General features: G+C 50.5%; 26 protein-coding genes and 1 pseudogene. 19 read left to right on the plus strand and 8 right to left on the minus strand.

Annotated elements, in window-relative coordinates; genetic code table 11:
* Positions 1-6: 6 nt before the first annotated feature.
* Positions 7-867, minus strand: a complete 861-nt coding sequence (locus B212_RS0110055) for an AraC family transcriptional regulator (RefSeq protein WP_332258145.1) — start codon at positions 865-867, stop codon at positions 7-9.
* Between the two features lie 185 nt (positions 868-1,052).
* Between B212_RS0110055 and B212_RS0110065 the strand changes: the two genes are divergently transcribed.
* A complete protein-coding gene (locus B212_RS0110065) occupies positions 1,053-3,122 on the plus strand; it encodes a beta-galactosidase (protein ID WP_019910530.1) in 2,070 nt (689 codons plus the stop codon).
* 68 nt (positions 3,123-3,190) lie between these two features.
* Here the strand turns inward: B212_RS0110065 and B212_RS0110070 are convergent, their stop codons facing one another.
* Together B212_RS0110070 and B212_RS0110075 are read right to left on the minus strand one after the other, a co-directional pair.
* A complete protein-coding gene (locus B212_RS0110070) occupies positions 3,191-3,814 on the minus strand; it encodes an NUDIX hydrolase (RefSeq protein WP_019910531.1) in 624 nt (207 codons plus the stop codon).
* A gap of 40 nt (positions 3,815-3,854) precedes the next feature.
* Positions 3,855-4,724, minus strand: a complete 870-nt coding sequence (locus tag B212_RS0110075) for an AraC family transcriptional regulator (RefSeq protein WP_019910532.1) — start codon at positions 4,722-4,724, stop codon at positions 3,855-3,857.
* Positions 4,725-4,874: 150 nt separating this feature from the next.
* On the opposite strand from B212_RS0110075, the gene B212_RS0110080 reads away from it, so the two are divergent.
* The 5 genes from B212_RS0110080 to B212_RS34975 all read left to right on the plus strand — a co-directional run bounded on the left by B212_RS0110080 (position 4,875) and on the right by B212_RS34975 (position 10,935).
* The gene (locus B212_RS0110080; protein ID WP_019910533.1) at positions 4,875-5,777 is read left to right on the plus strand and encodes a carbohydrate ABC transporter permease; all 903 of its coding nucleotides are present in this window, start codon (positions 4,875-4,877) and stop codon (positions 5,775-5,777) included.
* Complete coding sequence (locus B212_RS0110085; protein ID WP_019910534.1) at positions 5,774-6,601, plus strand: carbohydrate ABC transporter permease; 828 nt, start codon at positions 5,774-5,776, stop codon at positions 6,599-6,601. Before B212_RS0110080 ends, B212_RS0110085 begins: the two co-directional genes overlap by 4 nt.
* Before the next feature lie 43 nt (positions 6,602-6,644).
* Positions 6,645-7,937 (plus strand): ABC transporter substrate-binding protein, encoded by a 1,293-nt coding sequence (locus B212_RS0110090; protein WP_019910535.1) that lies wholly within the window; start codon positions 6,645-6,647, stop codon positions 7,935-7,937.
* Positions 7,938-7,967: 30 nt separating this feature from the next.
* Complete coding sequence (locus B212_RS0110095) at positions 7,968-10,307, plus strand: glycoside hydrolase family 3 C-terminal domain-containing protein (protein ID WP_019910536.1); 2,340 nt, start codon at positions 7,968-7,970, stop codon at positions 10,305-10,307.
* Positions 10,308-10,524: 217 nt separating this feature from the next.
* A complete protein-coding gene (locus tag B212_RS34975; RefSeq protein ID WP_198015846.1) occupies positions 10,525-10,935 on the plus strand; it encodes a hypothetical protein in 411 nt (136 codons plus the stop codon).
* On the opposite strand, the gene guaD is transcribed toward B212_RS34975, so the two are convergent.
* A complete protein-coding gene (gene guaD / locus B212_RS0110105; protein ID WP_019910539.1) occupies positions 10,936-12,291 on the minus strand; it encodes a guanine deaminase in 1,356 nt (451 codons plus the stop codon). It lies immediately after the preceding gene.
* Between the two features lie 275 nt (positions 12,292-12,566).
* On the opposite strand from guaD, the gene B212_RS0110110 reads away from it, so the two are divergent.
* Both B212_RS0110110 and B212_RS0110115 read left to right on the plus strand, forming a co-directional pair.
* Entirely contained in the window at positions 12,567-13,019 is a 453-nt protein-coding gene (locus B212_RS0110110) for a hypothetical protein (RefSeq protein ID WP_156830104.1), read from the plus strand.
* Positions 13,020-13,113: 94 nt separating this feature from the next.
* On the plus strand, positions 13,114-13,920 hold the full coding sequence (locus tag B212_RS0110115; protein ID WP_028530726.1) for an alpha/beta hydrolase family protein: 807 nt from the start codon (positions 13,114-13,116) through the stop codon (positions 13,918-13,920).
* A gap of 154 nt (positions 13,921-14,074) precedes the next feature.
* Here B212_RS0110115 and kduD read toward each other — a convergent pair whose 3' ends face one another.
* Genes kduD through kduI form a run of 3 tightly spaced genes read right to left on the minus strand, consistent with a single transcriptional unit; the run spans position 14,075 to position 16,485 of the window.
* On the minus strand, positions 14,075-14,830 hold the full coding sequence (kduD, locus tag B212_RS0110120; RefSeq protein ID WP_019910543.1) for a 2-dehydro-3-deoxy-D-gluconate 5-dehydrogenase KduD: 756 nt from the start codon (positions 14,828-14,830) through the stop codon (positions 14,075-14,077).
* Between the two features lie 16 nt (positions 14,831-14,846).
* Positions 14,847-15,617, minus strand: coding sequence for a DeoR/GlpR family DNA-binding transcription regulator (locus B212_RS0110125; RefSeq protein ID WP_019910544.1), 771 nt, complete (start codon positions 15,615-15,617; stop codon positions 14,847-14,849).
* 34 nt (positions 15,618-15,651) lie between these two features.
* Positions 15,652-16,485, minus strand: coding sequence for a 5-dehydro-4-deoxy-D-glucuronate isomerase (gene kduI / locus B212_RS0110130; RefSeq protein WP_019910545.1), 834 nt, complete (start codon positions 16,483-16,485; stop codon positions 15,652-15,654).
* A gap of 222 nt (positions 16,486-16,707) precedes the next feature.
* Between kduI and B212_RS0110135 the strand changes: the two genes are divergently transcribed.
* The 3 genes from B212_RS0110135 to B212_RS35305 all read left to right on the plus strand — a co-directional run bounded on the left by B212_RS0110135 (position 16,708) and on the right by B212_RS35305 (position 19,709).
* Entirely contained in the window at positions 16,708-18,387 is a 1,680-nt protein-coding gene (locus B212_RS0110135) for a hypothetical protein (protein ID WP_019910546.1), read from the plus strand.
* A 341-nt stretch (positions 18,388-18,728) separates the two neighbouring features.
* Complete coding sequence (locus tag B212_RS0110140; protein ID WP_019910547.1) at positions 18,729-18,998, plus strand: phage holin family protein; 270 nt, start codon at positions 18,729-18,731, stop codon at positions 18,996-18,998.
* 3 nt (positions 18,999-19,001) lie between these two features.
* Positions 19,002-19,709: an N-acetylmuramoyl-L-alanine amidase gene (locus B212_RS35305; protein ID WP_019910548.1), complete on the plus strand. Its 708-nt coding sequence runs from the start codon at positions 19,002-19,004 to the stop codon at positions 19,707-19,709.
* Positions 19,710-19,774: 65 nt separating this feature from the next.
* On the opposite strand, the gene B212_RS0110150 is transcribed toward B212_RS35305, so the two are convergent.
* Complete coding sequence (locus B212_RS0110150; RefSeq protein ID WP_019910549.1) at positions 19,775-20,074, minus strand: putative quinol monooxygenase; 300 nt, start codon at positions 20,072-20,074, stop codon at positions 19,775-19,777.
* Positions 20,075-20,227: 153 nt separating this feature from the next.
* Here B212_RS0110150 and B212_RS31190 point away from each other — a divergent pair, with 153 nt between their 5' ends.
* From B212_RS31190 to ybaK, 8 genes and pseudogenes are all read left to right on the plus strand, one after another.
* Positions 20,228-20,587: a winged helix-turn-helix transcriptional regulator gene (locus tag B212_RS31190; protein ID WP_019910550.1), complete on the plus strand. Its 360-nt coding sequence runs from the start codon at positions 20,228-20,230 to the stop codon at positions 20,585-20,587.
* A gap of 675 nt (positions 20,588-21,262) precedes the next feature.
* Entirely contained in the window at positions 21,263-22,006 is a 744-nt protein-coding gene (locus B212_RS0110165) for a hypothetical protein (RefSeq protein ID WP_019910554.1), read from the plus strand.
* A gap of 352 nt (positions 22,007-22,358) precedes the next feature.
* A pseudogene (locus tag B212_RS0110170) lies at positions 22,359-22,616 on the plus strand (ran-binding protein 10); the annotation flags it as partial.
* A gap of 97 nt (positions 22,617-22,713) precedes the next feature.
* Positions 22,714-23,007, plus strand: a complete 294-nt coding sequence (locus B212_RS0110175) for a YciI family protein (protein WP_019910556.1) — start codon at positions 22,714-22,716, stop codon at positions 23,005-23,007.
* Positions 23,008-23,191: 184 nt separating this feature from the next.
* Positions 23,192-23,800 (plus strand): alpha/beta fold hydrolase, encoded by a 609-nt coding sequence (locus B212_RS31195; protein ID WP_156830105.1) that lies wholly within the window; start codon positions 23,192-23,194, stop codon positions 23,798-23,800.
* Positions 23,801-23,805: 5 nt separating this feature from the next.
* On the plus strand, positions 23,806-24,030 hold the full coding sequence (locus B212_RS33120) for an alpha/beta fold hydrolase (protein ID WP_019910558.1): 225 nt from the start codon (positions 23,806-23,808) through the stop codon (positions 24,028-24,030).
* A gap of 1,008 nt (positions 24,031-25,038) precedes the next feature.
* On the plus strand, positions 25,039-25,290 hold the full coding sequence (locus B212_RS0110185) for a YolD-like family protein (protein WP_019910559.1): 252 nt from the start codon (positions 25,039-25,041) through the stop codon (positions 25,288-25,290).
* Between the two features lie 38 nt (positions 25,291-25,328).
* Entirely contained in the window at positions 25,329-25,802 is a 474-nt protein-coding gene (gene ybaK / locus B212_RS0110190) for a Cys-tRNA(Pro) deacylase (RefSeq protein WP_019910560.1), read from the plus strand.
* Positions 25,803-25,896: the final 94 nt, after the last annotated feature.

Here is a 25,896-nt window from a genome sequence, read left to right on the forward strand (position 1 = left end):
TTAGGCTTAGGATTCATGCAGCCGCTTGCGCATCATTCCCGGTGTGCAGCCGTAGGCCGCCCGGAAGACGCGGATGAAATAGTTGGTCTCCATGCCCAGGTGCAGCGCGATATCCTGAACCGGAGTATCGCCATTCTCCGTCATCATCTGCAGTGCCCGTTCCAGACGCAGATTCTGTAAATATTTGTGCGGCGTAATGCCATACTCCTGAACGAACAGGCGCTGGAAATGCTGTACGGAGTAGCCAACGGCAGCCGCGAGATTGGAAACCAGCAGCGGCTCGGTAAAATGCTCGTTGATCAGGCCGAGCGCCTTCTGCAGCGCCTCGTTGCGCACGGCTTCGAATTCGAGCCGGTTAGCGGAACCGGTTGTCTGAGCCGTGTGCCGCAGCAGGAGCAGCAGCCGGTAGAGTGTAGCGGACAGCTCCAGCATGGTCCGCTCATCCTGGCGGCTTGTCTGCTGGTTCACCGTATGCCAGATGCTGCCGAGCTGCTCCCAGCATTCTCCGAAGTTCTCCGGGTGAAACGGGGCGGAGGGGAGGTAGCCGATGCCTTCCAGCAGATTATGCGACAGCTCGCCGTGGAAGCCGATGAACCCCACATGCCAAGGATCATGCGACAGCGGATAATATTCATGGCCTCTGTCCGGCGGATAAGCGAAGGCCATTCCCGGTTCCAGAATCGTTTCATTGCCGGTGACAAGGTCCCGGAACAGGCCTCTGCCGCTGCGGATCAGAAAGACCTGATATACGGGAAAGCCGCCGGGGCGTACATGGTGGTATTGGATATGCCGGCCAACGGAATAAGGGTACAGAGGGTACCTGTTCAGTTCTCGCGGCAGTTCAATCAGAGAGAAAGGGAGAATGATGCTTCACCTCATATTCATTTTGTGCTAGTAAATAGAGAGTATATTCCTACTGCCTGAATCGAATTATCCTATATGATAAACAGTATAAAGGATGATTCATGAAATGGACAGAGCTAGACCAAAGGTTTCATCAGAGAATAGTCTCATCCAGACATGAACAACACACCGAAAGGATGAACCTGACAATGAATATGAAATTACCCCCGGTCAGCAGCAAAATTCCAGTGATGCTGCACGGCGCCGATTATAATCCCGAGCAATGGCTGAAATACCCTGAGGTGCTCCGCGAGGATATCCGCATGATGAAGCTGGCGAATGCGAATGTAATGTCTGTCGGCATCTTCTCCTGGGTGTCGCTTGAGCCGGAGGAAGGCGTCTTCACCTTCGAGTGGCTCGATAGTATTCTCGATACGTTCGCTGAGAACGGCATTTACGCGTTCCTGGCTACTCCAAGCGGTTCGCGCCCGGCCTGGATGTCGGACAAATATCCCGAGGTGCTGCGTATAGAACGGAACCGGGTGCGCAATTTGCACGGCGTCCGCCATAATCACTGCTATACCTCGCCGGTCTACCGGGAGAAGACAGCTATCATTAACGGCAAGCTGGCTGAACGGTATGCGCATCACCCGGCGGTTATCGGCTGGCATATCTCGAATGAATACGGCGGTGAATGCCACTGTGATCTTTGCCAGGCGAGCTTCCGGGAGTGGCTTAAGGTGAAGTACAACAACAGCCTGGATGAGCTGAACCATGCCTGGTGGGCGACCTTCTGGAGCCACACGTACACCTCCTGGGAGCAGGTAGAATCGCCTGCCCCGCACGGAGAGACACAGGTTCATGGACTGAATCTGGACTGGCGCCGCTTCGTCAGCGAATCGACGATTGATTTCTGCCAGCACGAAATTGACTCGGTGCGCAATTACAACACAGAGCTGCCGGTAACGACCAACATGCACAATATTGACGGCGTGGATTACCGCAAGCTGGCCAAAATTCTTGATGTCGTGTCCTGGGATGCCTACCCGGATTGGCATTATACCGAAGACAACGACGATGCCCGTCTGGCAGCATGGACGGCGATGCACCACGATATGTACCGCACCTTCAAGCATAAGCCGTTCCTGCTGATGGAGAGCACACCTTCGCTCACGAACTGGCAGATTGTCAGCAAGCTGAAGCGCCCGGGCATGCACAAGCTGTCCTCCCTGCAGGCGATTGCCCACGGCTCAGATTCCGTGCAGTACTTCCAGTGGCGCAAGAGCCGCGGCTCCAGCGAGAAGTTCCACGGCGCTGTAATTGACCACAGCGGCCACGCGGAGACCCGTGTCTTCCGCGACGTTGCGGAAGTCGGCCGCACGCTAGCGGAGCTTCAAGAGGTTGTAGGTACTACTACACCTGTGCAGACAGCGATTATCTATGACTGGGACAACCGCTGGGCGATTAAGGATGCGCAGGGTATCCGCAACTCCGGGCTGAAGTACGAAGAAACTGTGGGTCAGCATCACCGTGCGCTGTGGGAGCTGGGTATTCCTGTTGATATTATCGGGCCGGAAGAGGATCTGTCAGCCTACAAGCTGGTAATTGCCCCTATGCTGTACCTGATCAGCGAAGAGAACGGCAAACGGATTGAGAAGTATGTGGAGCAGGGCGGAACCTTCCTCGGTACCTACTGGTCGGGAGTGGTTGGAGAGACGGACCTGTGCCATCTGGGCGGATTCCCAGGCCCGCTGCGCCGTACGCTTGGCATCTGGGCCGAGGAGACAGAAGGCTTGCACAGCCGTGATCTGAACGGTCTGGTTATGGAGGCCGGCAATGCACTGAACCTTAACGGCGATTATGATGCCCATGAGATTGCCGAGCTGATCCATCTGGAAGGCGCAGAAACGCTGGGCACATACCGTACGGATTTCTACGCAGGCCAGCCGGCTCTCACGGTGAACCGGCTGGGCGGAGGATTGGCGTACCATCTGGCAACACGCGTGAAGGATGCCGCATTCTATGTGGAGCTGTATGCGGCGATTGCGAAGAAAGCAGGCATCATCCGCACGATCGACACCGAGCTGCCGGTTGGCGTAACAGCCCAGCTTCGGACGGATGGCGTCAGTGATTATGTATTTGTGCAGAATTTCAGCGGAGTGGAGCAATCCGTTGTTATGGACGGCAGAAGTTATACCGTTCTGGAGTCGGGGGAGACCGTTCCGGCGGTGCTCACGCTTCCGGTTCATGGCCTGGCTATCCTGAAGCGGGCACACTAAATCAGGCTTCATAATACGCAAAAAGGCAGGGCCCCGAAGTTCAAGGCTCCTGCCTTTTTGCTATAACCTTAGCCGAACGCCGCCTCGACTCCGGCGATAACCTGCCGGTAGTAGTCTGCATCATGCGGCACAAAATGAGTCATGTCCACCGTTTCGTGAATGGCAATGCGCTCACCGCTGTCCGTTATACGAAAGCCTGATACATCAAGCTGGTGCAGCCCGCCCTCCCAGAATCTGCGGAAGGCGCTGAACTCAGCCAGGACGATTCCGGCAACCTCCTCCCGCTGGAGCCGGAATTGCTCCAGGGGATACGGGTTGCTGTACAGAAAGACATTCGCCCTCTCATTGTCGATCATCCCGTCCTTCGTCATGGTGTAGGGGATGATCCCCAGCGGGATCAGATCGTCATAAGAAATCCGCAGCCCCAGCTCCTCCTCCACCTCGCGGATGCCGTCCATCGCGGTCTCATCCGCCAGCAGATGTCCTGCCGCGGTAATATCGAGCAGCCCGGCATCATCCCGCTTGTCCTTGCTGCGAAGCTGAAGATAGATATAGAGATCATTGTCACGCTGCTGGACGAACCAGCAGTGAAAGGTCTCATGCCAGAGCCCCTTCCGGTGTACTTCATCGCGCGGGGCCGTGCCCGTCACGTTGCCCTGCACATCGAATGTAGTAAGAATTTCTTCGTTCATGGAGATCGCTCCTTAAGGTCTGATTCCTGCTAGCGTAGCGCTAGAGCAAATATTTTTTGTGCCGGAGCAGATGATGGTCTGCCAGCGTCTTCCGGTATTTCTGCGGTGTAATGCCGTACAGCTCCTTGAAGCAGTTGATCAAAGAACGGCTGTCGGTAAAGCCCGCCTGCATGGCGATCTCCAGCAGGGAGAAATCGGTGTAGACGAGCAGTTGATACACGTAGAACAGACGGACGCGCGTCAGATGTTTTTTGAAGGTGGTCCCCATATATTCCTTGAACGTTCTGGACAGATGCTCCTTGGAGATGCCGTATTCCCGCGATACCGAGTCAAGCGTTAACTGCTCATTATAGTGATCGTCAATGTACTGGATAATCGTTTGGCAGCGGTCCCAGTATTTTTGTGATTTGACCGTCAGCGACGGTTTTTTTTCGATCATGAAACTGAACATCAGAATGTATAAGATTTCGTAGAATACGCTGTTTAATTTTAGCTGATAGTAGGGCTGGGAGCTACGCTTTTTGAATAAGGGATGAATTTCCTTGAATAAGGCTACGAGCTTGGCATATTCGGGCGAGCTGGTGTTTATGCTATAGGCATATTTTTCAATGTCCGGATTGGCTGCTTTCAGCAGTTCAAATGGAAAAATGATCGTTAAGGCATCGTAGGGCATCTCTTCGTTCACCTGGCAGCTATGCAGCACTCCGCTGTTGATCAGAATCATCTCATCCTCTGTGAAGATAGTTTTGTTGCCATCAATGTGGTATATACTCTCACCTTGAAGCATCAAGGTTAGTTCCAGGCTGCGGTGCCAATGTGCTTCGACTGAGGTGATTTTGTTTTCGGAATGCAGGTAAATCCAGGCTAAAAAACCATCGGGAACCATAATATTCTCATGCACATAATTCATAGCTCTTCTCCCCTTGAAAAATATCAATTTTCCGCTATAAATCAGCTAAAAAAAGCGAAGAATTATGAATCATATTTTATATAATTAATAATAACAAGTAAAGTATATGTTAATAAACATTACATTTGATTGAAATGAAGGGATCTGAACATGGCGGACATGGATTTAAGGAAGAGGAAAAATTACAGCAAGCTGTGGGGCCATCTGCTGTTCCTGGGACCCTCCATCCTGATTTTTATCATTGTGGTGGTCATTCCCTTTGCAATCAGCCTGATCTATTCCTTCAGTAATTGGAACGGTATCTCCGGGGAGGTTCAATTTGTGGGGCTGGACAATTTCCGGGATATTTTCTCCGGGAAAGCCAGGTTTCTGGATTCGCTCTGGTTCACCTTGCGGATGACCGCAGTCTGTGTGTTGTTTATCAATCTGCTGGGTCTCGTTCTTGCCGTCGCCTTGACCTCCCGTATTCCGCTCCGCAGCCCGCTGCGGGCCGCTTATTATTTGCCGCAGACGATGGGCGGGCTTATTCTCGGCTTCATTTGGCAGTTCATCTTCGTGTCGGGTTTGCCGGTGATCGGCGAGAGGCTGAATCTGGACTTTCTTGCACAGCAATGGCTCGGGACAGAGAACACGGCTTTCGCAGCCCTGGTCATCGTCAATGTATGGCAGAATGCGGGGTATGTGATGGTCATTATGATTGCCGGCCTGGCCGGTATTTCCTCGGAGCTGCTGGAATCCGCTAAGGTGGAAGGCTCGGGTGCGCTTCATACCCTGCTCAGGATCAAGCTGCCCCTATGCATTCCGTATATTACCGTAGCTTTATTCTGGACCTTGTCCAGCGCCCTGAAGATGTTCGAAATTAACCTGGCGCTGACCAAGGGCGGCCCGTACGGCTCGACCACCTCGATGACACTTAATATCTACACCGATGCTTTTGCGAATAATAAATACGGGCTGGCTACAGCCGAAGCGCTGGTGTTCTTCGTCATTATCATGATGATCACTTCTGTTCAGATGTATCTCGGCAAGCGAAAGGAGAACCAGCTCTTATGAAAAAGCTCCGCGTAGGTCTACTTGCCGGATTCATCCTTGCATTGGCCGGAGCAGTGCTCTTTATCGCTCCGCTGTGGATTATGTTCATGAACTCCTTCAAGCCGCTTAGCGACATTCTCGCTGATCCGCTCCGGCTTCCGGCCACATGGAGCTTAGATAACTACCGGGAAGCCTGGCAGGTGCTTGATATCCCGGGAGTGGTGAGGAATACGGCAATCCTCTCCCTGGGGGCGGTCAGCGGCATCCTCCTGTTCGCCACAATGACAGCTTATTGGTCGGAGCGGCATCCTACAGTTATCTCCCGCATCTTCGGCTATCTGATTATGCTGTCGGTGCTTATCCCCTTCGCAACGATCATGCTCCCCCTGGTGAGGGTGATGAAGTTCCTGCACCTCAACAATACCATCGGCGGAGCAGTGCTGGCTTATTGGGGAATTGGGTTTGCCTTTGCTTTCTTTTTAATCCGCAGCGGGGTGAAGACTCTTCCTTATGAGCTTGAGGAGGCTGCGCAAATTGACGGCTGTGGCAGGGTATACATCTTTTTCAGAATTGTGTTCCCGCTCCTTGGTCCGACGGTATTTAGTGTGTTTATCATGGACATGTTCTGGGTCTGGAACGATTTTATGATTCCGCTGGTGCTGCTGAATAATGAGAAGCTCAGTACCGTTCAACTGGCGGTCAACCGCTTATTCGGAATGTATAACAGCCGTTGGGATGTGGCTCTGCCTGCTCTAACCATGAGCATGCTTCCAATAATTATTGTCTTTATTCTGTTCCAAAGAAAGATTGTCGGCGGCGTGTTGGCGGGTTCTGTAAAAGGTTAAGGGAATAAAAAAATGTACCAGGTACAAACCGGGAGGAACTGAAATGATGGAGAGAAACCTAAAGGCAAGCACGGTTGTATCGGTATTTGTGGGAATGTCGGTGCTGCTCACAGCATGCGGCGGCGGGACGAAGGAAGCGCAAGGAAATACAGCGAAGGGTGCTTCCGCAAACAACGTCAAAACGATTCATATTTATCAAACGAAGATCGAGATTGACGAGGCTCTGAAAAAAACTGCTGCCGCCTATACAGCGCTTCATCCTGATGTTCAGTTTGTCATTGACTCTGTCAGCGACAATTACAGCACCGGGCTTAAGACGAAGCAGGCGAGCGGGGAAATGCCCGATATTTTTACAGTTATGGGCAACCAGGATTTGAAGCTGTGGCAGTCCCAGCTTGAGGATTTGTCGGATCAGGCGTGGACCAAAGACATGATTGACCTCGCGAAGCAGGGGATTACCGGTGACGACGGTAAAGTGTACGGATGGCCGGTATCGGTTGAGGGGTACGGGTATGTGTATAACAAGAAGCTTTTTGATCAGGCCGGGATTTCCGAAGTGCCTACCACGCTTACAGCGCTAAAGGAAGATGCCCTGAAATTGAAGTCTGCCGGAATACAGCCGCTGATCGGTGCATATATGGACTGGTACCAGTCAGGAAACTTCCTTGTCAATATGGGAATTGCCCGCCAGCCGGACCCGCAGGCTTTTATCAAAGGCTTATATGACGGAACCTCCACATTTGTAGGCAATGATATTTTCAAGCAGGTAGCCGAATTTATCAAATACGACTTCAGTCAGGGTAAGAACGGGCTCAGCACCAATTTCAACTCCCAGACCACTGCTCTGTTCGCCGGGCAAGCGGCTATGACCCTCGGCGGCAACTGGCTGCAGCCAAGCATCAGCGGGAACCCGGATCTCAGCATGGGACTGATGCCGCTGCCTGTCAATGACAACCCGGAAGAGAACGACAAGCTGTATGTGGGCGTCACCGGTTACTGGGGAATCAGCAAGGATTCTGAAGTGAAGCAGGAGGCTAAGGATTTCCTGAACTGGCTCGCCACGACTCCGGAGGGACAAGCCCATGTCACCAAGGACATGCAGATGATTCCGGCGTTTAACAGCTTCTCTGCGGACGATACGGATATTGGAGCGCTGGGAGCGGATCTGTCCCGTTATGTGAAGGCAGGCAAAATCTATGGCTCCTTCAATTCGTATTACCCGGATGGCGTTGCCCAGGCTTTCGGTGAAGCTGTCCAGAAGCTTGTCGGCGGCAAGGTGGATACAGACGGCTTCCTGCAGGAGCTGCAGAACGAGTGGGACCGGCTGGCGAACTAATACGATATTATAGCGGAGATGAGGGTAATCATGGTCAACGATATAGATAAGCTTATCAGTCAAATGACCTTGCATGAGAAGGTCATGTTATGCACCGGAGACAACATGTGGAAGACGAAAGCCTATGAGCATCTGGGTATCCCATCCATTCTGATGAGCGACGGTTCAAGCGGTGTCCGTTTTCAAAAAAACTCCGATGTCAGCGGAGACATCTCCTTTTATGAATCCATCAGCGGGAGCTTCGATAGTGCGGAGGCGGTGGCAAATACCCATGAGGCAACCTGCTTTCCATCCAACTCTACTGTCTCTTGCTCATGGAACCCGGAGCTGGTCTATGAGATTGGTCAGGCGATTGCCAGAGAATGCCGGCGTCTCGGCATCCATCTGCTGCTGGGGCCGGGCATGAACATCCGCAGGCATCCCCTGACGGCCCGGAATTTTGAATATTACTCCGAAGATCCATGTCTGACGGGCGAGATCGCGGCAGCGATGGTGAAGGGCGTACAGGATGGCGGAGTAGGGGCATCTCCGAAGCATTTCGCCTGCCATAATTCGGATACGAAAAGAACCCGGGTGAATGTGACCGTAGAGGAGAGAGCGCTGCGGGAGATTTACTTGGCCGGCTTCGAACGCGTGGTCCGCAAAGCGCGTCCGGCTACCATAATGAGCGCGTACAATAAGATCAACGGGGTGCAGACCAGTGAGGACCCGGAGCTGCTGAACGGGATTCTGCGCGGAGAGTGGGGATTTGACGGCGTGGTGGTCAGCGATTGGGGGGCAGTTAAGGATGCTGCCGCCGCCACGCGGGCAGGGCTTGATCTGCAGATGCCCTTGTCCTTAAGCTCATCAGCCTATCTGGAGAACGCTGTGCGGAATGGGGAGCTGGATGAAGAGCTGATTGACCTCAGAGTCAAGAATATTGTGCAGCTAATCTTCAGATTGACAGAGAACTATGAACCGCTTGCGGAAGTGGATTTCACGGAGCATCACCGGCTTGCCCGCGCGGCAGCGGCGGAATCCATCGTTCTGCTCAAGAATGAGCAGGGGGTGTTGCCGCTCGCACCGGGCAAGGCCAAGAAGCTCGCAGTCGTTGGACGGTTGGCTGCCGAGCCTTTGTATCAGGGGACAGGCTGCGCCATCGTCAATGCCAAGGAGGTGGACATTCCTCTGGAGCACATCCGCAAGCTGTGCCCGGAGGGAATGGAGGTGCGGTATGCTCCCGGCTACCATGCGGACGGCAGCACCGATGCGGCACTGCTGGAAGAAGCTGATCTTCTCGCCCGTGAGGCGGATGTGGTTCTGGTCTTTGCCGGGGCGTTCCTGCCGGAGGAGAGCGACGATTACAACCGGAAGGACATGGACATTGAGCCGGGGCACGAACAGTTGATAGCTGCGATCTGTGCGGCTAATCCGAATACGGTGCTGATTCTGGCTAACGGAGAATCGGTAATGATGCCCTGGGCCGATCAGGCAAAAGCTGTGCTTGAGACCTGGTTCAGCGGAGAGGGCATGGGGGAAGCGCTCGCCACAATTCTCTTCGGCCACGTGAATCCTTCCGGCAAGCTCTCTGCGACCATTCCAGAGAAATTGAGCGATACGCCAGCCTTTCTTAGCTTCCCCGGCAATCTGACTGAGCTGCATTACAGCGAAGGAATCTATGTCGGCTACCGTTATTACGATATGAAGGGGATCGCTCCCCGTTATCCGTTCGGCCACGGGCTCTCTTACACGCAATTTGCGTACAGCAACCTGACGCTGTCCGAACCGGAGGTCCATTTACCTTCAGTCCTTAAGCTTACTGTGGACATTACCAATACCGGTGAGGTGTACGGCAAGGAGGTTGTTCAGCTCTATCTTGCCCAGCCTCATTCGAAGTTGCCCCGGCCGCCTCAGGAATTGAAAGGGTTCGCGAAGGTGGCTCTGCACCCGGGCGAGACCAAATCTGTGGAGTTCCTGCTGGAGGAACGGGATTTCGCCTGCTACAATCCCGAATGCGGGGAGTGGAGTGCGGCGAGCGGCAGCTATACCTTCCGCGTTGGAGCTTCCAGCCGCGACATTCGGCTTACGGCTGAGGTTCAGGTGAGCAATCCGGCGGAGCCGGTAGCGAAGTTCAGAACCGACAGCGGGTTCCCGGAATTGCTACAGAACGAGACGGCCCGGCAGATTTTTTACCAATTTATGATCGAGAACGGGCTGGTTACTCCCGAGCAGGTGGATAACAAGCTGGACGAGCTTCTGGCAGGCTCCTTCTGGGGCATCCTGTCCTTCATGGATATGCACTCAGCGGGTGTGATCACTTATGAGAAGATGAACGACGTAATTCAGCGGATCAATGCCCTGCTTGAGGAAGCCGCTCCCGGCAGGCAATAGTGAACTTGTTGTAAGAAATGAAGGAAGGACCTCATTCCCGGGCGGAGCAACGGGTTTGAGGTCCTTTTTGTCTTTGTCCGAATGGGGCTGTCCGTGAGCCGATAGGTGGCTGGGACAGCCGTTTATCTATCTGCAAATCTATTGCGGCTTGCCAGGAAGAAACTTTAAGGCTTGGTTTCGCTGCCGAGCTTGGTGCCGTTGTAGTTGATGAAAGTAGTTGCAGAAGGAGGACTTCACTCTGGAATGTTCCTCCGGCAACGGCAGAACTGCCGTTGTTGGAGGCCGCGCGGCTGCTTTGCCCGGGAACAACGGTAAAACTGCCGTTGTTGAAGTACGGGCGGCCGATTTGCCCAGGAACAACGGCAGAACTGCCGTTGTTGGAGGCCGCGCGGCTGGTTTGCCCAGGAACAACGGCAGAACTGCCGTTGTTGGAGGCCGCGCGGCTGCTTTGCCCGGGAACAACGGTAAAACTGCCGTTGTTGGAGGCCCAGCGGCTGGTTTGCCCCGGAACAACGGTAAAACTGCCGTTGTTGGAGCCCAGCGGCTGGTTTGCCCGGGAACAACGGCAGAACTGCCGTTGTTGGAGTCCGCACAAGCCGGGTTATCCCTAGCAACTCCTCCGCAATGATTATGATTGCCGGGTGTGGACCTTGTCGCCCTGGACCCAGACCTCCCGGATGTTCTCCGGGCGGCTGAGGTACATGATTTTCTGAAAGATACTATGCAGGGGCTCATCTCCATAGATGGGCAGCTTCGCAGACGGGATGACCGTGTCAATGATCTGGACGTCCCAGGCATACCCCTCGGCCAGACGGCCAATCGGCAGACTCAGGCTCTCGCCTCCGCCCGCTGTGGCCAGATAGAACGCCTCGTCGATTGTTAACCGCGACTGGGACACACCGCGTTCATTGGCCGGGAGCTCGGTATTCACGCCGTCCTCCAGCATCCGGGAGGAGATAACGGCTTGCCGGGCGTTGTCGAACAGGCTCGGCGAGAATCCGCCTGAGATATCCGAACCGAGGCCGATCTCAACACCCTTGTCCATCCAGCGGGCAATCGGGATAACGCTGTTCGCGAAGTAGGCGTTGGAGATTGGGCAGTGGCTAATCGCTGTCCCTGTCTTCGCAAACAGAGACACGTCCTCTTCGCTGAGGAAATTGCAATGCGCCATAACGGATTTGTCTCCGAGCAGTCCGAAGTCATGGAGTGCGAACGCATCATGCTTGCCGAACCTCTCCTTAACATGTCCATGAGCCCAATCGCTCTCGCTGCAATGGGACTGAATATGAACATCATACTTCGCGGCAAGCTCGCCCAGCCCCTTGAGCGCCCCGTCGGTGCAGCTTGGAATGAAGCGGGGAGTTACAACCGGGTATACTCCTTGCTTGACGGATGGTGCGAGCTGCTTGACGGCAAGAATGAATTGTTCGGTATCCTCCAGTGCCGTGGGGGTGTCCTGATCGCGGTAAGCGACCGGGTTCTGAGCCGGATCATCCATGACGACCTTGCCGACGAGGCCACGCTGGCCCTTTTTTGCACAAATCTCAGCCAGCAGCAGACTCGCTTCCTTGTGAATAGTAGCAAAATAAAGCACCGTGGTCGTGCCGTTTGCAAGCAGGGTGCCGACCATATCATTGTATATCTCCGCTGCAAAGTCTATATCCGCGAACCTGGATTCCAGTGGAAAGGTGTAGGTGTGCAGCCAATCGTACAGCGGGACATCAAGAGCGCCTCCGGCCTGCGCCCATTGCGGCGCATGAACATGAAGGTCGATAAATCCCGGGAGCAAATATTGCCCCGGAGACAGGCGGTGAACGCGATTGGTGGTCAGGATATCGTCATAGCCATCTTCCCCCGGAGCGGCCACCCGTTCAATGATGCCGTCTTCATTTATGCAAAACAGATGATCCTTAAGAATTTGCAGCTCCTTGGGAGTATGGCTTGTAAAAGCAGTTCCCTGAAACACATGTGCATAAGTCTTCAACTCGTATCACCGCACCATTCTTTTTATTCAAATTATAAAAAATCACTAAAGTTAAGTCTATATCGAAGGGCCTCCTGCCGCGGTGACATAGAGAGTTTTGTGCCCGGCGCTGATTTTTCTTTGTTATTGTTGCAAGTGAGCCTCCGCCAAAAAGACAGCTCTCGGCATGCATTACATGAACTAGTATAATATGGGAGAGGGGTGAGAGGATGCTTGCAGCAATTGGAAGGGAAACCTTCTATTCTTTAAGTGATGAAAGACTAGGGTGGGCTTGCATGGAGCCGACCTTCATGCTGATCCGCGGGAAATCTCCCGCGCTAAAAGCGGCGGCGATCTCAGCACTCGGCGAGGGACAGAGGGCACTTTGCATGTTCCGCATCATGTATGATCACAGCTATAAGTCAGCGGCGGAATATTACGCTTGGATCTCTTATCTGCTGGATCAGCCGGGTTATTGGAGCGGGGTGCTGGAGGGTGTGCGTTTTTTTGCAGACACTGCGATGTTGGAACTGCTGGAACAGACGCGGGAGAGACTGGCTGCGAGAAACGTCAGTTTGGGCGTGGGCTGGGGTGATGCGGGACTTATGGATATCGGGGCTGATGAAAAATTGCTGGAGATGGTTACCGGCTTGTACGTCCATTTTCAGCAGATTGCACCGCATAGCCTGAGTCTTATCGCTGATTATATCCGTGCCCACCCGGAAGAGTTTGTAGAAATTAGCGGTTAAATTGCGGACAGTGATAAGTCGTAAGAAAGTGAAAGAACAGTATGGATTGATATCCGAAAATGGTTAAACATTACATAGAAAAGGGGTTTACTAATTGACAGCTAATTCTTCTATCCGTATAGCCTATGGAGACCACCCCTCACAATTCGGTGTATTGCGTATGCCGGATTTGTTAGGCCGATCTTGCCCTGTGGTTGTTACTATTCACGGGGGGTTTTGGAAATCAGAATATGGACTTGAAGAACTTGACCCGCTTGACGAAGATTTGACACGTCGTGGTTACGCCACTTGGAATATTGAGTATCGCCGAGCCGGAGAAGATGGAGGAGGTTGGTCAGGGACATTTGATGATGTTATAGATGCTGTAAATCAGTTGTCTCAGCTTGAGGAACGCTTTCACCTGGACCTGTCTCGTGTGGTCATCCTGGGGCACTCAGCAGGTGGACATTTGGCTCTCTGGCTGGCCTCCCGAATTAACAAAGTCCAAACAGACGAGCTGGGTGATCCTCTGATTGTACCTATAAAGGGCGTAATAAGTTTAGCGGGAATTTCAGATTTGCGAGAAATGTGGAAAATCCATGCCGACAAGGGGATTTGCAGTCCCGTGGCATTATTTATTGGCGGAACACCTCAAGAAGTACCTGATCGTTATTGCTCGGCCTCACCGGTTGAATTGCTGCCCTTGGGCGTCGAGCAAATATTAATACACGGTGAGCTGGACCGCCATGTTCCAATAGAATTGAGTAGTGAGTACCATCGTAGAGCTATCGGACTGGGTGATGAGGTTAGTTTGGTAGTTCTCCCGGAGGTTGAGCATTTTCAGATAATTAACCCGACCTCATCCGCATGGATTTCAGTCACCGGTTCACTCGAAACTATTTTCAGTCCTAATAAATTATGAATTGAAAATCAAGTCAGAGTACTAGCGGGAATGAGCTCAACTAAATGCACCTGCAATCATGTCATTCGGGCTGAAAAAAAGGCTGCACCGTCCTTTGTTAAGGAGGGCACAGCCTTATTTGCATGTGTAGGTCTAGGAGGAAGCTAGCCTTTTATTATCTAGCCAACCATCCGCCATCCACATTGAGAATGTGGCCGTTCAGGTAGTCGGAAGCAGCGGATGCCAGGAATACAGCAGGTCCTTTAACATCTTCGGCAGTTCCCCAGCGTCCGGCAGGAATGCGGTCGAGGATGGAGTCGGAACGGTTCTGGTCGGCACGGATTGGTGCAGTGTTCTCAGTAGCCATGTAGCCTGGAGCGATGGCGTTGATGTTCAGACCGGAGCCAGCCCATTCATTGGCAAAAGCTTTGGTCAGACCCGCTACACCGTGCTTACTCGCAGTGTATCCAGGTACGTTGATGCCGCCCTGGTAGGAGAGCATGGAGCAGATGTTGATGATTTTACCGTTTCCTCTTTCCAGGAAGTGGCGGCCGGCGATTTGCGACAACAGGAACACTGTGTTCAGGTTCAGGTTGATAACGTCGAACCAGTCTTTTTCGCTATGGTCTTTGGCTGGAGTGCGGCGGATCATGCCTGCGCAGTTCACGAGAATATCTACTTTGCCTGTGAAGGCAACCGCTTCGTCGAACATGCCTTGCAGCTTCGTGTGATCGCCCAGATCTCCAGCGATGCTCAGTGCTTTTACGCCAAAGGCCTCGGCAGCCGCTACCGTCTCAACACTTGGATTGAGGGAAGCGGAGATGACGTCTGCGCCTGCTTCTGCAAATGCAAGAGCGATCCCTTGTCCAAGACCTTGAGCAGCGCCCGTTACGATTGCTGTTTTACCTGCCAAACTGAATAAAGATGACATATGATATTCTCTCCTTTTAATTGTTCATTTGAATTCCGCATTCGATATTTGCGCCTATACTCCGGAACTGCTCTACCGTCTCGGACGCAAGCCCGCTGTCGGTCAGCAGCACATCAACCTCCTGTAGTGAAGCGAACGTGCGCAGTGCAGTATGCCCGAATTTGTGGTGGTCAATGGCGGCGAATACGGTGCGGGCGGTGGATACCAGGGCTTGCTTGTATTCAATGAAGTCACCGGTGTAAATCGACAGCCCATGTTCAATATGAACGGCTGTAGCCGACAGAAAAGCTTTCTCTATATTTAGCTTTTGGACATAGGAGACGGCTTCGGGACCGGCCAGCATATTGCGGACACGGTAACCCCCGGGAACGACGAGACGGATGTTGTCTCTCTGAACCAGCTCGCTGATGATGTACACATCGTTGGTGATGACCGTCAGCGGCATATTGTCCAGCCTCCGGGCAATTTCAAGCGTGGTGCTGCCGCCGTCCAGCGCAATGATGTCGTCCTTTGCGATATGGGCCAGCGCGAGCTGCGCAATCTCCGTTTTTTCATCGGAATATTTAACCAGCGGGTTCCTCAAGGGCAAAATACCGAACTGATCGCTTTGTGCCAGCACGGCTCCGCCGTGGACACGCATAATCAGCCCCTGCTCCTCCAGCTTGCTTAAGTCCTCACGGATTGTTTTTCCTGTCACCTGGAGCTTGTCGCTCAGCTCATTCACCGTTACATCCTTCTGGTTGAGCATAACTTCCATAATCATCTCGTGCCGCCGTATCGGGTTCATCCGCCTGCCTCATCTTTCCGTAGTTGTTTTTGTTCTATTGTAATTCCTTCATACCTACGGGGTCCATATCATCATAACGTTTGTTGTCTCCGGCCATACTCCAGATGAAGGTATAGTTGTGCGTACCCACACCGCTGTGGATGGACCAGCTTGGGGAAATAACCGCTTGCTCGTTGTGCATAACGATGTGGCGGGTTTCGGTAGGCTCGCCCATCAGGTGGAACACAATGGAATCGTCCGGCAGATCAAAGTAGAAGTAAGCTTCCATCCGGCGCGGGTGCGTATGGGAAGGCATTGTATTCCACATGCTGCCCGGTTTGAGCTGGGTCATCCCCATCACGAGCTGCGCGCTTTGCACGCCATTCGCATGAATGAAGCGGTGAATGGTACGTTCGTTGGAGTTCTCCAGGCCGCCCATTGCGCCGGATTCGGACTCGGCCAACGTAGTCTTCGTAGTAGGGTAGGATTGATGTGCAGGAGCTGAGTTCAGGTAGAACTTCGCAGGCTTGGCGCTGTCCGCGCTTTTGAAAACAACATCCTTGGCGCCTTGGCCTACGTACAGACACTCTTTGAAATCTATTTCATATTCTGTTCCGTCAACCACAACCGAGCCTTTGCCTCCGACATTGATAACACCCAGCTCGCGGCGTTCCAGGAAGTAAGTAACTCCAAGCTCTTTCAGGTCAGTGGTGAGCACGACGTCTTCTTTTACCGGATTGGCTCCGCCCACGATCATTCGGTCTTCATGAGTCAGGACAAGCTTCAATTCATCTGGAGCAAAAATGACGGGAATGTGGAACTCCTTGCGCAGACGTGCGGTGTCAAATTGCTTCACTTCATTAGGATGGGATGCGAAACGTCTTTCCATTGAATGTTCAATCTCCTTCGCAAACATATTTTTGTTCGTATAGGTACAATTTAATTCATATATGTTCATTTGACAAGAGATAATCTTTTTTAGTGCGTTTATTTTAGTTTATTTATTGGGATTATACGTTGCTATATGAACCGAAAGCGTGCACAATAGAGGTGAAATGAGGATGAATTTCCAGCATGCTGGAATTCAATAAATGGTGGAGGGTGAACGAAAGTGGGGGAACAGAAGTCTGCGGTGAGTGCCTATCAGGCCCGCCACAATGAAATCATCTATTATATAGCCGTTGAAGCCGAACGCCGTCCGCTGCTGGACAGCGGCCTGTGGTTCCACGATGATGTGCGCAATAATTTTTATTATGCTTCCTATCTGTTTGCGGCTGCTGTTGATCCGGATTTTGAGCCGCCTTTTGAGCGGGAGGCGGCCCGCCGCAAAGCAGAAGCAGTCTTGCTGGAAACCGTGCTGCTCCAGAATCGGGAGCCCGGCACGGAATTATACGGCCATTGGCCGCTGGGGCTGAATCCTGTGCCGCGCGAAGCCGCACCGCACGAGCTGCCAGTGGAGATCATGGGCAGCCTGATCGTCTGGTTCAACAAGCATTACGGAGGCCGGTGTAGTGCCGGACTGCGGATTGCTTTTCATACGGCTATCGGGCATATCTACCGCAGCGGCTTCTTCCGCAAGCCGATGGTTTACTACGGGCATCATGAAGCCAAATATACGGCGGCCAAGCTGATCTTCGGTAACCTGTTCGATGACGAGGAGCTGCTTGCGGACGGGCGGCAGAGCCTGGAGAACACACTGGCTTACATCCGTGAAAAAGGGATGCCGGAGTACGGCAGCCTGCCGTGGTTCTGGCATTGGGTGCAGGCGTTCACCTGCGCTTGGGAACTGGAGGAGGACAGCGGTCTGAAAGCAACGCTTGCGGAAATGCTGGATTACCTGTGGAACGAGCGGGGACAGTGGTATCTTCAGGGCGCCTGGGCGGGAGCGCATTCCCGGGGCTGGCCGCATGATGTTCCATCGGACGCCAATGTGCTGCACGACTATGTGCAGTTTGGAGATTTCCAGCTTCCTGAAGGCATGCCGCGCACCGAATATGCCGGATTTCTGTTCTATGAAGCCCCGGAGCGGGTGCGGTCTGCCGCATTGAACCGCCAGTCGCCGGTAGAAGTCACAAGGGTTACACAGAAGGTCGTTCCTGAAGCTTCAGAGACTCAACCGCTGCTTCATACCTATGCTTATATAACCGGGAGCTTTGCAGCAGGCGGCATCTGGGAGCGGGTTGAGGAATTCGACAATGAACAGCTCCGCTGGGCTTTTTCGTTGCCGGTATCTCCCGAGTATGCTGTGAACCGGCTGTACTTTTTTCACCCCGGGGAAGGTTATCGGGAAGGCGATCCCCGCCATCAGAGCCGTTATATGGAGGTGCTTTACCACAAGAACACGATTCTTGCTTTATTCCCTGTACCTCAAGGGGAGAAGGATACAATCATTGGTGTGCTGCCTAAAGGGAAGTGGATTAAGCAGCCTTCCGCGTTGTTCGGCCATGTGGGCGGCGTTTATTTTGCAGTATACCTGTCGCATTCCTATGAACTGCTCGAACGCGGGGATTACCTGGAGGTCTCCGTGCAGGGGATGCCGGGAGGTGTCGCAGTTGAGGCGGTCAGTGTTAAGGAGGCTGCGGAGCGGGGAATCGTTGGCGGACTTGCAGCTTTTGCTGAGGAATGGGGGCAGCATGCCCCGTCCTTTGATGTTGGGGCTGAGTTGAGGGTTAACTACGGCACTATCAATGGACAACTACTGGAATTACATGCCGAGGGCGATGCTTCTACGCGAGCTTTGCTGAACGGCAGTCCGGTCTCCTTGGAGCATTATTCTGTTATTGGCGGATAATCGAGATTGAACAAGAACCCTCGTAGGCCAATATGCGCCTATGGGGGTTTTTTGTGCCGCCAAGTCTGAACTTGAGAAAAGGGGTTTATGAATGTAACGCTCGGCATCAGCACGTACAACAAAACAGAATCAGCGTGAACGAACGCCTAGAGGGGCGTTTTTTTTTGCCCTCTGATTGTGTTTTGCGGTCCGGGAACTACTTATTTTTAAGGGGGATTATCTGGAGCTTACAACGGGTGGTATTGATGATGTGCGGTTCGGCCTTAAAGACCAGGCGTAACGGTTTGATGCACAATCGGAGCGACGAGTGAAAAGAATATTTTTTGGGGGAGCTGATTTGAATGGAATGGAGTGCTGTAGCTAATTTTATTAAGCCGGAATTATTGATTGTGGTGGCTGTATGCTGGGTAATCGGATACGTCTTGAAGCAGACACCGCGAGTGCCGGACTGGACAATCGTTTATGCTGTTACTGTGGTTGCAATCATCGTTGTATGCATTATTCAGGGCTTTACGGCTGGCAGTATCCTGCAGGGCGTTCTGTGTGGAGCTGTGGCGGTCTACGGGAATCAACTGGTTAAGCAGACAACCAAGAAAAGCGGTGAAGAGTAAGTAATGCAGATCATCCAAAAAGGCAATCAACATACAAACAGCAGCAGCCGGGACGGTCATGCTCCGATTGCTATTGTAGACCATATTAGCGGCGGGACCATGGGGAGCATGGATGCCTGGTTCACATCGTCAGGCAATGAACAGAGCAGCGCTCATTTTGGCGTATCCAAGACAGGCGAGATCCATCAGTATGTGCCGATTGACCGCATGGCCTGGGCGAACGGCCTGTCAGTCGCTTCAATCGCAAAGGCAACCGCGCCACTGATCAAAGAGCAGTCGCCCACGAATCCGAACAAGTATACAGTAAGTATCGAGCACGAAGGCACTGACGGCACGCTGACAGAGGCACAGTTCGCCGCCACGGTCTGGCTGCACAACTATATCAGCGCTGAAATTCAGCGGCTGTATGGCAAACCTATTACGCTTGACGAGAAACATGTCATCGGGCATTTTCAGGTTGATCCGGTACGCAAGCCTTATTGCCCAGGTCTCAAATTCCCGTGGAGCCGGTTATATGCGATTTTCAAATCGAAGGAGGTAGATGAAGTGAAGAAAGACGTAATCGTATCGGTTAAAGTTAACGGCAAGAGGGTAGCCGATGGAGTGCTCGATGGTGGCGTTACTTATACCCCGGCACGAGCGGTAGCAGAGGCATTAGGGGCCACTGTGTTGTATGATGCTAAGACCAATACTGTTAATATCACCAAGTAACGATTATGCCCACTGGCTTCGGCTGGTGGGCTTTTTGATATTCTCTTTGAATGAATCCGTTGTTATTATCGTTTATACTCCGCTGGTCGATAGAAATTCACATCGCCTGGCTTCTCGTAGTATGCATCTAATTTCGGTACAATCTCTTTAAAATGGGAGGCTTGCATATGGTTATCCAGAGCTTCTTGACTCTCCCATTCTTCTATAATAGTAAGAATGTGAGGGACTTCCAAATCCTGAAATAAACCATACTCAATGCAACCAGCATCCAGTGCTCTGGTTTTCGATACCATCTCATCCATTAATTCAATGTAGTTTGCGATCTGATCAGGCTTAACAAATTGTTTTGCTACAATTTTAATCATGTCTTCTTTATTCCTTTCCTTCTGTATTTATTCTCCTAATTATACTGCGGTTAACTGGGGCTTTACTTCTTTCTCGTAACCAGCTAGGCTGAGTATAAAATTAAGAGAACAAATTAACAAGTACGCACAAATTTGTGCCTTAAAGGAGTCATTATGAAAAAAGAAGATGTGAGATCGTCAACGATAGATGTTCCAACGAAGTGTACGCTCTCCCAAACATTGGATATCATTGGTGGGAAGTGGCGGTTACCCATTATTTGGGAACTCTCTGCTCGAGAGAGCATGCGTTACAACGAATTGAAAAGGCATATGAATGGAATTACAAATATAATGTTGACCAGAGCGCTTAGAGGTCTTGAGGAAAACGGTTTAGTCACAAGGAAAGAACATAGCCAGATACCGCCTTGTGTAGAATATTCTCTAACTGAAAGCAGCAAAAGACTACTCCCAGCCTTGAAGTATATTAACGAGTGGGGGATAAACTCTCTTTTAAACAGTGATTCTGAGAATTAAGAAAATTTACAAATAGTTGAAGCGAACGGGGAGGCAAATGTTCGTTCTTGTTTTCCATTAAATAAATGATTTGTAAGGATAAAGATACAGGAAAATTTTCCTTATCCTCATATACATAATCTGAAATTAATTTTCAGGTAATTTTCTTCATACATTGTTAGTAGTAGCGGGATGTGATAATGTCAGTACTTCTTCTCCCAGATCGCCCAGCGCTTCTCGGCGCCGTGTGGAGCAGCAGGTCTACCGTGTGAACTTGTCCAGGTCTACCTCCATGCGTCAGGAAGTAGCGTTCCGGGGCGGCGGGGACGATGTTCCCGATCCTGGCATTGAAGTGAGCCAAACCCAGAGACGAAGCAGGCCTATATTGCGCAAGCGCTTCGGAATGAATACTGTAATTCACATAGAAGCTGAGTTGGCCTTCTGTTGTGTAGAAATTCAGATCTTTTGTACGATAGCCCTGTGCGGAGAAAAAAGGTTTGAGTCCTGCTTGATGATTTGCTTGAACAATTCCTTCATATTTAACAGTTCATTCATAGCAAGTAAATCCTCCTTCACCTGTGTTGATTATAGACTGCATGTATAACATGTCGGCTGACAGCTAGAATTGTATATAAACCGGATCGCCTCAAATGACTTCATTCTGGGTAAATATAGGATAGGAGGCAGGAAAGGAGAATGAAGGTAGTGATGAAGAATGTTAAGATTCTATTGCTTTTCTTTGGGTTTGCGGCTGTTATGGTGCTGCTGTTCGGATGGGGGCTGCCGGTAGTTTTTCAATTATTCCTACATAACGATTACTTAAGAAGTCTGTCTTTGCTCGTTGTGTTCAGTATTGTGGTGTTAGTCAAAAGGTTGAATTGGTCCACTTATTTGGTCTTTGCCGTCGCCATCTTCTCGTTCTTAGGCATGATGATTGACACTGCCGGGAACCCCGTAACCAACAAGCCGCTGGAATGGATGGTTTCATCTATAGGTCAATTGCAACTGGAGCAGGATGTTAATAATTATGCGCCAGGTCAGTATGTCATCTCGGATAACCTCTCCATTCTGAAGCCGGACGGGGAGCGGGTCACGCTAAGTACCGTATGGTTGTACGTTTACCGGTGCGCACAGTATTTGGTGCTCTATTCCATGGTGGGCACCTTGCTTGCAGGGATTCGCGGACGGGTGCCCGAACCTTATCCTAAGCCGGTTCAGGAAGCAGAGGAGCCACCCACAGAGGAGATGAAGCAGAGGATCGCTGAGGAATTGAAGCGCCGGGAGGCAGCAAGCGCTACGCTGAGGGTTCTGCCTGAAGAGGTCCGGGAGCATGTCCGCCAGTTAAAAAAGGATGGACAGCTTATTCCCGCCATCAAGCTGGTGCGTCAGCATACGGATCTTCCCCTGGGAGAAGCCAAGCGGTATGTGGAAGAAATGTAGGGGGATACAGTGGTTTCGGTGGCCGCTTCACCCTCTCTGTAGGATTTTAGTTCTGATTATTTTGTTGGTTATTATCTTTAAAGCATTGATACTGTAATACATTCTAACCAATGGGAAAGCCCGTCACCTTAACTGGTCGGCGGGCCTTTTTTGTTTTTAAAAATTAGTTGAAAAACCTGATGGGATTAGATTGGTGATTTCTGGTGGGCAATCTTGGGCTGCGGTAAATGAACTGACAATAGGAAATACAAGAGCAGTACCTACTCCGACTGTAGCTCCAACTGCGTCACCTACCCCAGTATCTACAGTAGAACCTACGGCTACGCCTTCACCAACAGTAGCTCCCACACCAACGCCAGAGCAAACAACAGGAAACCGTGCGATCCTGGTTGTTACGATGAATACTGGTCTTGAAAAGGAATTTGACTTAAGCATGGAAGAAGTGAATTCTTTCATTACTTGGTATGAGAATAAGCAGTCGGGTAATGGAACGGCATCCTACGCCATCAATAAGCATGCCAATAACCAAGGCCCGTTCAGCAGCCGCAAAGATTATGTGATCTTCAATAAAATACTTACATTCAGCGTGGACGAATATTCTGCGAAATAGGATTTGTATGTATCTAAATGAAATATTATGATTACATCATACGGTTAGACAGTCTACTGCCGAAGTGATAGGGCATTTTATTTGAGGGGGATCGTGCATGTTTATTGTGAATTTGAGTTATCTGAAGCCGATAAGTGAGGTTGAGAATCATCTTGAAGAGCATGTCGAATTTTTGGAAAAGTATTACAAGTTAAATAAGTTTATATTCTCGGGAAGGAAGGTTCCCAGAACAGGTGGTGTAATTTTAGTTAATGCCACAAGTACAGAAGAAGTAGACCTTATTTTGAAGGAAGACCCGTTTTATCGAAATAAAATTGCCCAGTATGAAGTAACAGAATTCATAATTACAAAGTATGATGACCGTTTCGCTGCCTTCCTGACGAAGGAGTGATCACTTGAGGGCTACACACAAAGTATTGAAGAGTGATACTACCCTGCCAGTAGCGGCGGGGTATTTCTTTGTGTTCAGGAAAATTTTTCTTATCGTCATATACATAATGTTCCATAAATGATATTGTGACTCTACTGAGATTATAGCGGAACCAAGATTTTTTAATGGAGAGGACTTGTTCATTGTGAATTGGACACAGCAGATGGTTACTACAGCAAGGGGAAGCTTTGAACTCTATGTGAAGGGTAAAGGAGAGCCGTTATGTATTTCTCATATGTATGCAGAATTCAGCGACAGCGGGAATAACTTCGCAGAAGTTTTCGTTAAGCATAGACAAGTATTTTTAGTGAACCTGAAAAATTCAGGAAACTCATCAAGAGTAAAGCATCTCAGAGAACTCTCAATGAACGAAACGGTTGAAGATTTGGAAAGTATCCGAGAGGTCTTGGGCTTTGAACGGTGGGGATATGCTGGACATTCAACGGGAGGATTTCTTGGACTTAATTATGCTGTTCGGAACCCCAAATCCTTAGAATTGTTAATTCTTTCTGGAACGGCGGCATCGAATGATTTTTTGAAATCAGATAAATGCTTGTATAACTTCAAAGGAATGTACGGAAAGGATTACTTTAAAATTTTTATTACTTTAGCGCTCCCCCTCTTTCGAAAAAAGAAGCTGGCAGCTAATCGCAAATGGATAGAACTGTCTCTTTATCATCCTGAACGATTTGAAGCTTACTTTGGTGATCATACCATACAGAAAACCAATATGAAGCGAATGAGGCATACATAAAAGATATGAAAGACTATGACCTTCGTCCGCAGCTCAACCAACTGCATATGCCGATTCTTATACTCAGTGGAAAATATGATGTTCAGTGTCCCCATGAATTCTCCGAAGAAATGAGCGACTTATTACCTGGAGCAAGGTTCGTACCATTTTTGGATAGCAATCACTTTCCATATATTGAGCAGAAAGCTGGTTTTATTAATTCAGTCGATGATTTTTTTAAGGAATTATAGGCACTCGTTTCGTTCAAGAGAGAGTTGAATTTAGAACATACATAAAATGACCCGCCGGCATATTAAGCCTGACGGGTTTGTTTTTGTGATTTTATCGGACGCTTGCTAAATTGGCCTTTGTTATCATTAACATGGCTATTTTCTTTTTTTGCGTTTTTTTACACTTGAGACATAACACATTACATCTTTAACGCTGTATTCGCAAATGTGTTGAGGAATCGGCACACAATGGTGCTGTCTTATGATTTCAATCGGGTGTATCACTTGAACGATCTGAGGGTGGTAATAGTTTTCGTATATTGTTTCTGGTGGATCAACAACAGTTTTGGTTGGACATGTTGGACAAAAGGACATTCCATTCAGCTCCTCTGTAGTGGGTTTGGGTTAATATATGCATGATGAAAGGGTCTGCTTGTTCTTTTGTCCATGTATGAAATTTTTGTTTCGTTCGTTTTCGTGACTATTTTGATCTAAGTTTCAAACCTCCCAATTAGGTACTCTATTATCCGGAAGTGTCTACTGGCGGTTTTTGTGTTTCATAGCACACCAGCGCACCAGCACCGGCTTCGGAACACAATGATTTTATCATCTAGCACCACATTGATTGTCAGAGATATGGCTTTTATTGATTTTAATTATGTCCTTAAGCTTCATCGGTTCTGCATCTGCCAGAGTCTATGTTCATGGTTACACTAAGAAGAATGGTACCTATGTTGCTCCGCATTATCGGTCCGATCCAGATCGTAGCTTTTACAACAACTGGAGTACAAAAGGTAATACAAATCTATATCTGCCGATTTCCTTTCGGTCATAGTCAGGTTATTACGGGATAGCTTCAGTGCTGACCGCGTGTTTTGGCCAGTGCCGCTACAGGGATAACCTGTGCGGCTCTTTTTAACTAAGTAGCTTGTTTGATGCTGTGCAAAATGGTAAGCTCATGAGAGTCGTGCTCCTGATCTGCAGCATCAGAGCAACAATATAACATCTTTAACGTAATGGAGGAAAAGCGTGGCAAAAGCGAAGGTGGCTAAACGGCCGACAAGAGATGAATTTGTGCTGGAGGAAATTGGAAATCAATTAACGGAAGCCATGCAGGAGGCCTCCGAGATATTATTGACGGTATGGGGCAAAGAAGAGGAGGTGCGGGGGACCATTGTCGGTATGGACCCGCGGACCGGCAAGGTGCATGTAAGCTACAATGAGGAGCTGATCAAGGTTCCTTTTATGGATATTATGGCTATCAATTATCCCAGAGATTGAAGGATGGAAGCCGAGGCCGCAGGAAAGGTCGATGAGCGATGTCAATTCCCAAAACCAATGCAATGCGAATTCTGGATACCCGGAATATTGCTTATGAGGTTCATCAGTACGACAACGAGGACGGTCAGATTCACGGGACGGCGGTAGCGGAGAAGGTTAATCTGGCCCCGGAAATGGTTTTCAAAACGCTGGTCGCGCACAGCGGTGCGAATCTGTATGTATTTGTAATCCCTGTTGCGGAAGAGCTGGATCTGAAAAAAGCCGCCAAAGCGGCGGGCGAGAAGAAGATCGAGATGCTTCCGGTAAAAGAGCTGCTGAAATGGACGGGCTACGTGCGCGGCGGCTGTTCACCGGTAGGGATGAAGAAGCTCTATCCGACCTTTATCGCCAGCAGCGCCGTGGAACTGGCAACGATCGCTGTCAGCGCCGGGAAAATCGGCATGCAGATGGAGCTTGAGCCGAAGCAGCTTGCCGAGGCTCTGGACGCCCGGTTCAGTGAATTAATTAAATAGTGGTAAGGTGAGTATACCTCCTGTACAAAAAAAGCAGTGGCCGATGCAACCAAGCATCCGGCTCACTGCTTTTTTGCTGCTTCGCTGCATCCCT

The organism is Paenibacillus sp. HW567, assembly GCF_000374185.1.
In the GTDB taxonomy this organism is placed as follows: Bacteria; Bacillota; Bacilli; order Paenibacillales; family Paenibacillaceae; genus Paenibacillus_AQ.

Bases quoted from the DNA above. Each gene is read 5' to 3' on its own strand.
- B212_RS0110065 (WP_019910530.1), top strand. From the start codon at position 1,053: ATGAATATGAAATTACCCCCGGTCAGCAGCAAAATTCCAGTGATGCTG.
- B212_RS0110070 (WP_019910531.1), bottom strand. From the start codon at position 3,814: ATGAACGAAGAAATTCTTACTACATTCGATGTGCAGGGCAACGTGACG.
- B212_RS0110075 (WP_019910532.1), bottom strand. From the start codon at position 4,724: ATGAATTATGTGCATGAGAATATTATGGTTCCCGATGGTTTTTTAGCC.
- B212_RS0110080 (WP_019910533.1), top strand. From the start codon at position 4,875: ATGGCGGACATGGATTTAAGGAAGAGGAAAAATTACAGCAAGCTGTGG.
- B212_RS0110085 (WP_019910534.1), top strand. From the start codon at position 5,774: ATGAAAAAGCTCCGCGTAGGTCTACTTGCCGGATTCATCCTTGCATTG.
- B212_RS0110090 (WP_019910535.1), top strand. From the start codon at position 6,645: ATGATGGAGAGAAACCTAAAGGCAAGCACGGTTGTATCGGTATTTGTG.
- B212_RS0110095 (WP_019910536.1), top strand. From the start codon at position 7,968: ATGGTCAACGATATAGATAAGCTTATCAGTCAAATGACCTTGCATGAG.
- B212_RS0110110 (WP_156830104.1), top strand. From the start codon at position 12,567: ATGGAGCCGACCTTCATGCTGATCCGCGGGAAATCTCCCGCGCTAAAA.
- kduD (WP_019910543.1), bottom strand. From the start codon at position 14,830: ATGTCATCTTTATTCAGTTTGGCAGGTAAAACAGCAATCGTAACGGGC.
- B212_RS0110125 (WP_019910544.1), bottom strand. From the start codon at position 15,617: ATGAACCCGATACGGCGGCACGAGATGATTATGGAAGTTATGCTCAAC.
- kduI (WP_019910545.1), bottom strand. From the start codon at position 16,485: ATGGAAAGACGTTTCGCATCCCATCCTAATGAAGTGAAGCAATTTGAC.
- B212_RS0110140 (WP_019910547.1), top strand. From the start codon at position 18,729: ATGGAATGGAGTGCTGTAGCTAATTTTATTAAGCCGGAATTATTGATT.
- B212_RS35305 (WP_019910548.1), top strand. From the start codon at position 19,002: ATGCAGATCATCCAAAAAGGCAATCAACATACAAACAGCAGCAGCCGG.
- B212_RS0110150 (WP_019910549.1), bottom strand. From the start codon at position 20,074: ATGATTAAAATTGTAGCAAAACAATTTGTTAAGCCTGATCAGATCGCA.
- B212_RS31190 (WP_019910550.1), top strand. From the start codon at position 20,228: ATGAAAAAAGAAGATGTGAGATCGTCAACGATAGATGTTCCAACGAAG.
- B212_RS0110165 (WP_019910554.1), top strand. From the start codon at position 21,263: ATGAAGGTAGTGATGAAGAATGTTAAGATTCTATTGCTTTTCTTTGGG.
- B212_RS0110175 (WP_019910556.1), top strand. From the start codon at position 22,714: ATGTTTATTGTGAATTTGAGTTATCTGAAGCCGATAAGTGAGGTTGAG.
- B212_RS33120 (WP_019910558.1), top strand. From the start codon at position 23,806: ATGAAAGACTATGACCTTCGTCCGCAGCTCAACCAACTGCATATGCCG.
- ybaK (WP_019910560.1), top strand. From the start codon at position 25,329: ATGTCAATTCCCAAAACCAATGCAATGCGAATTCTGGATACCCGGAAT.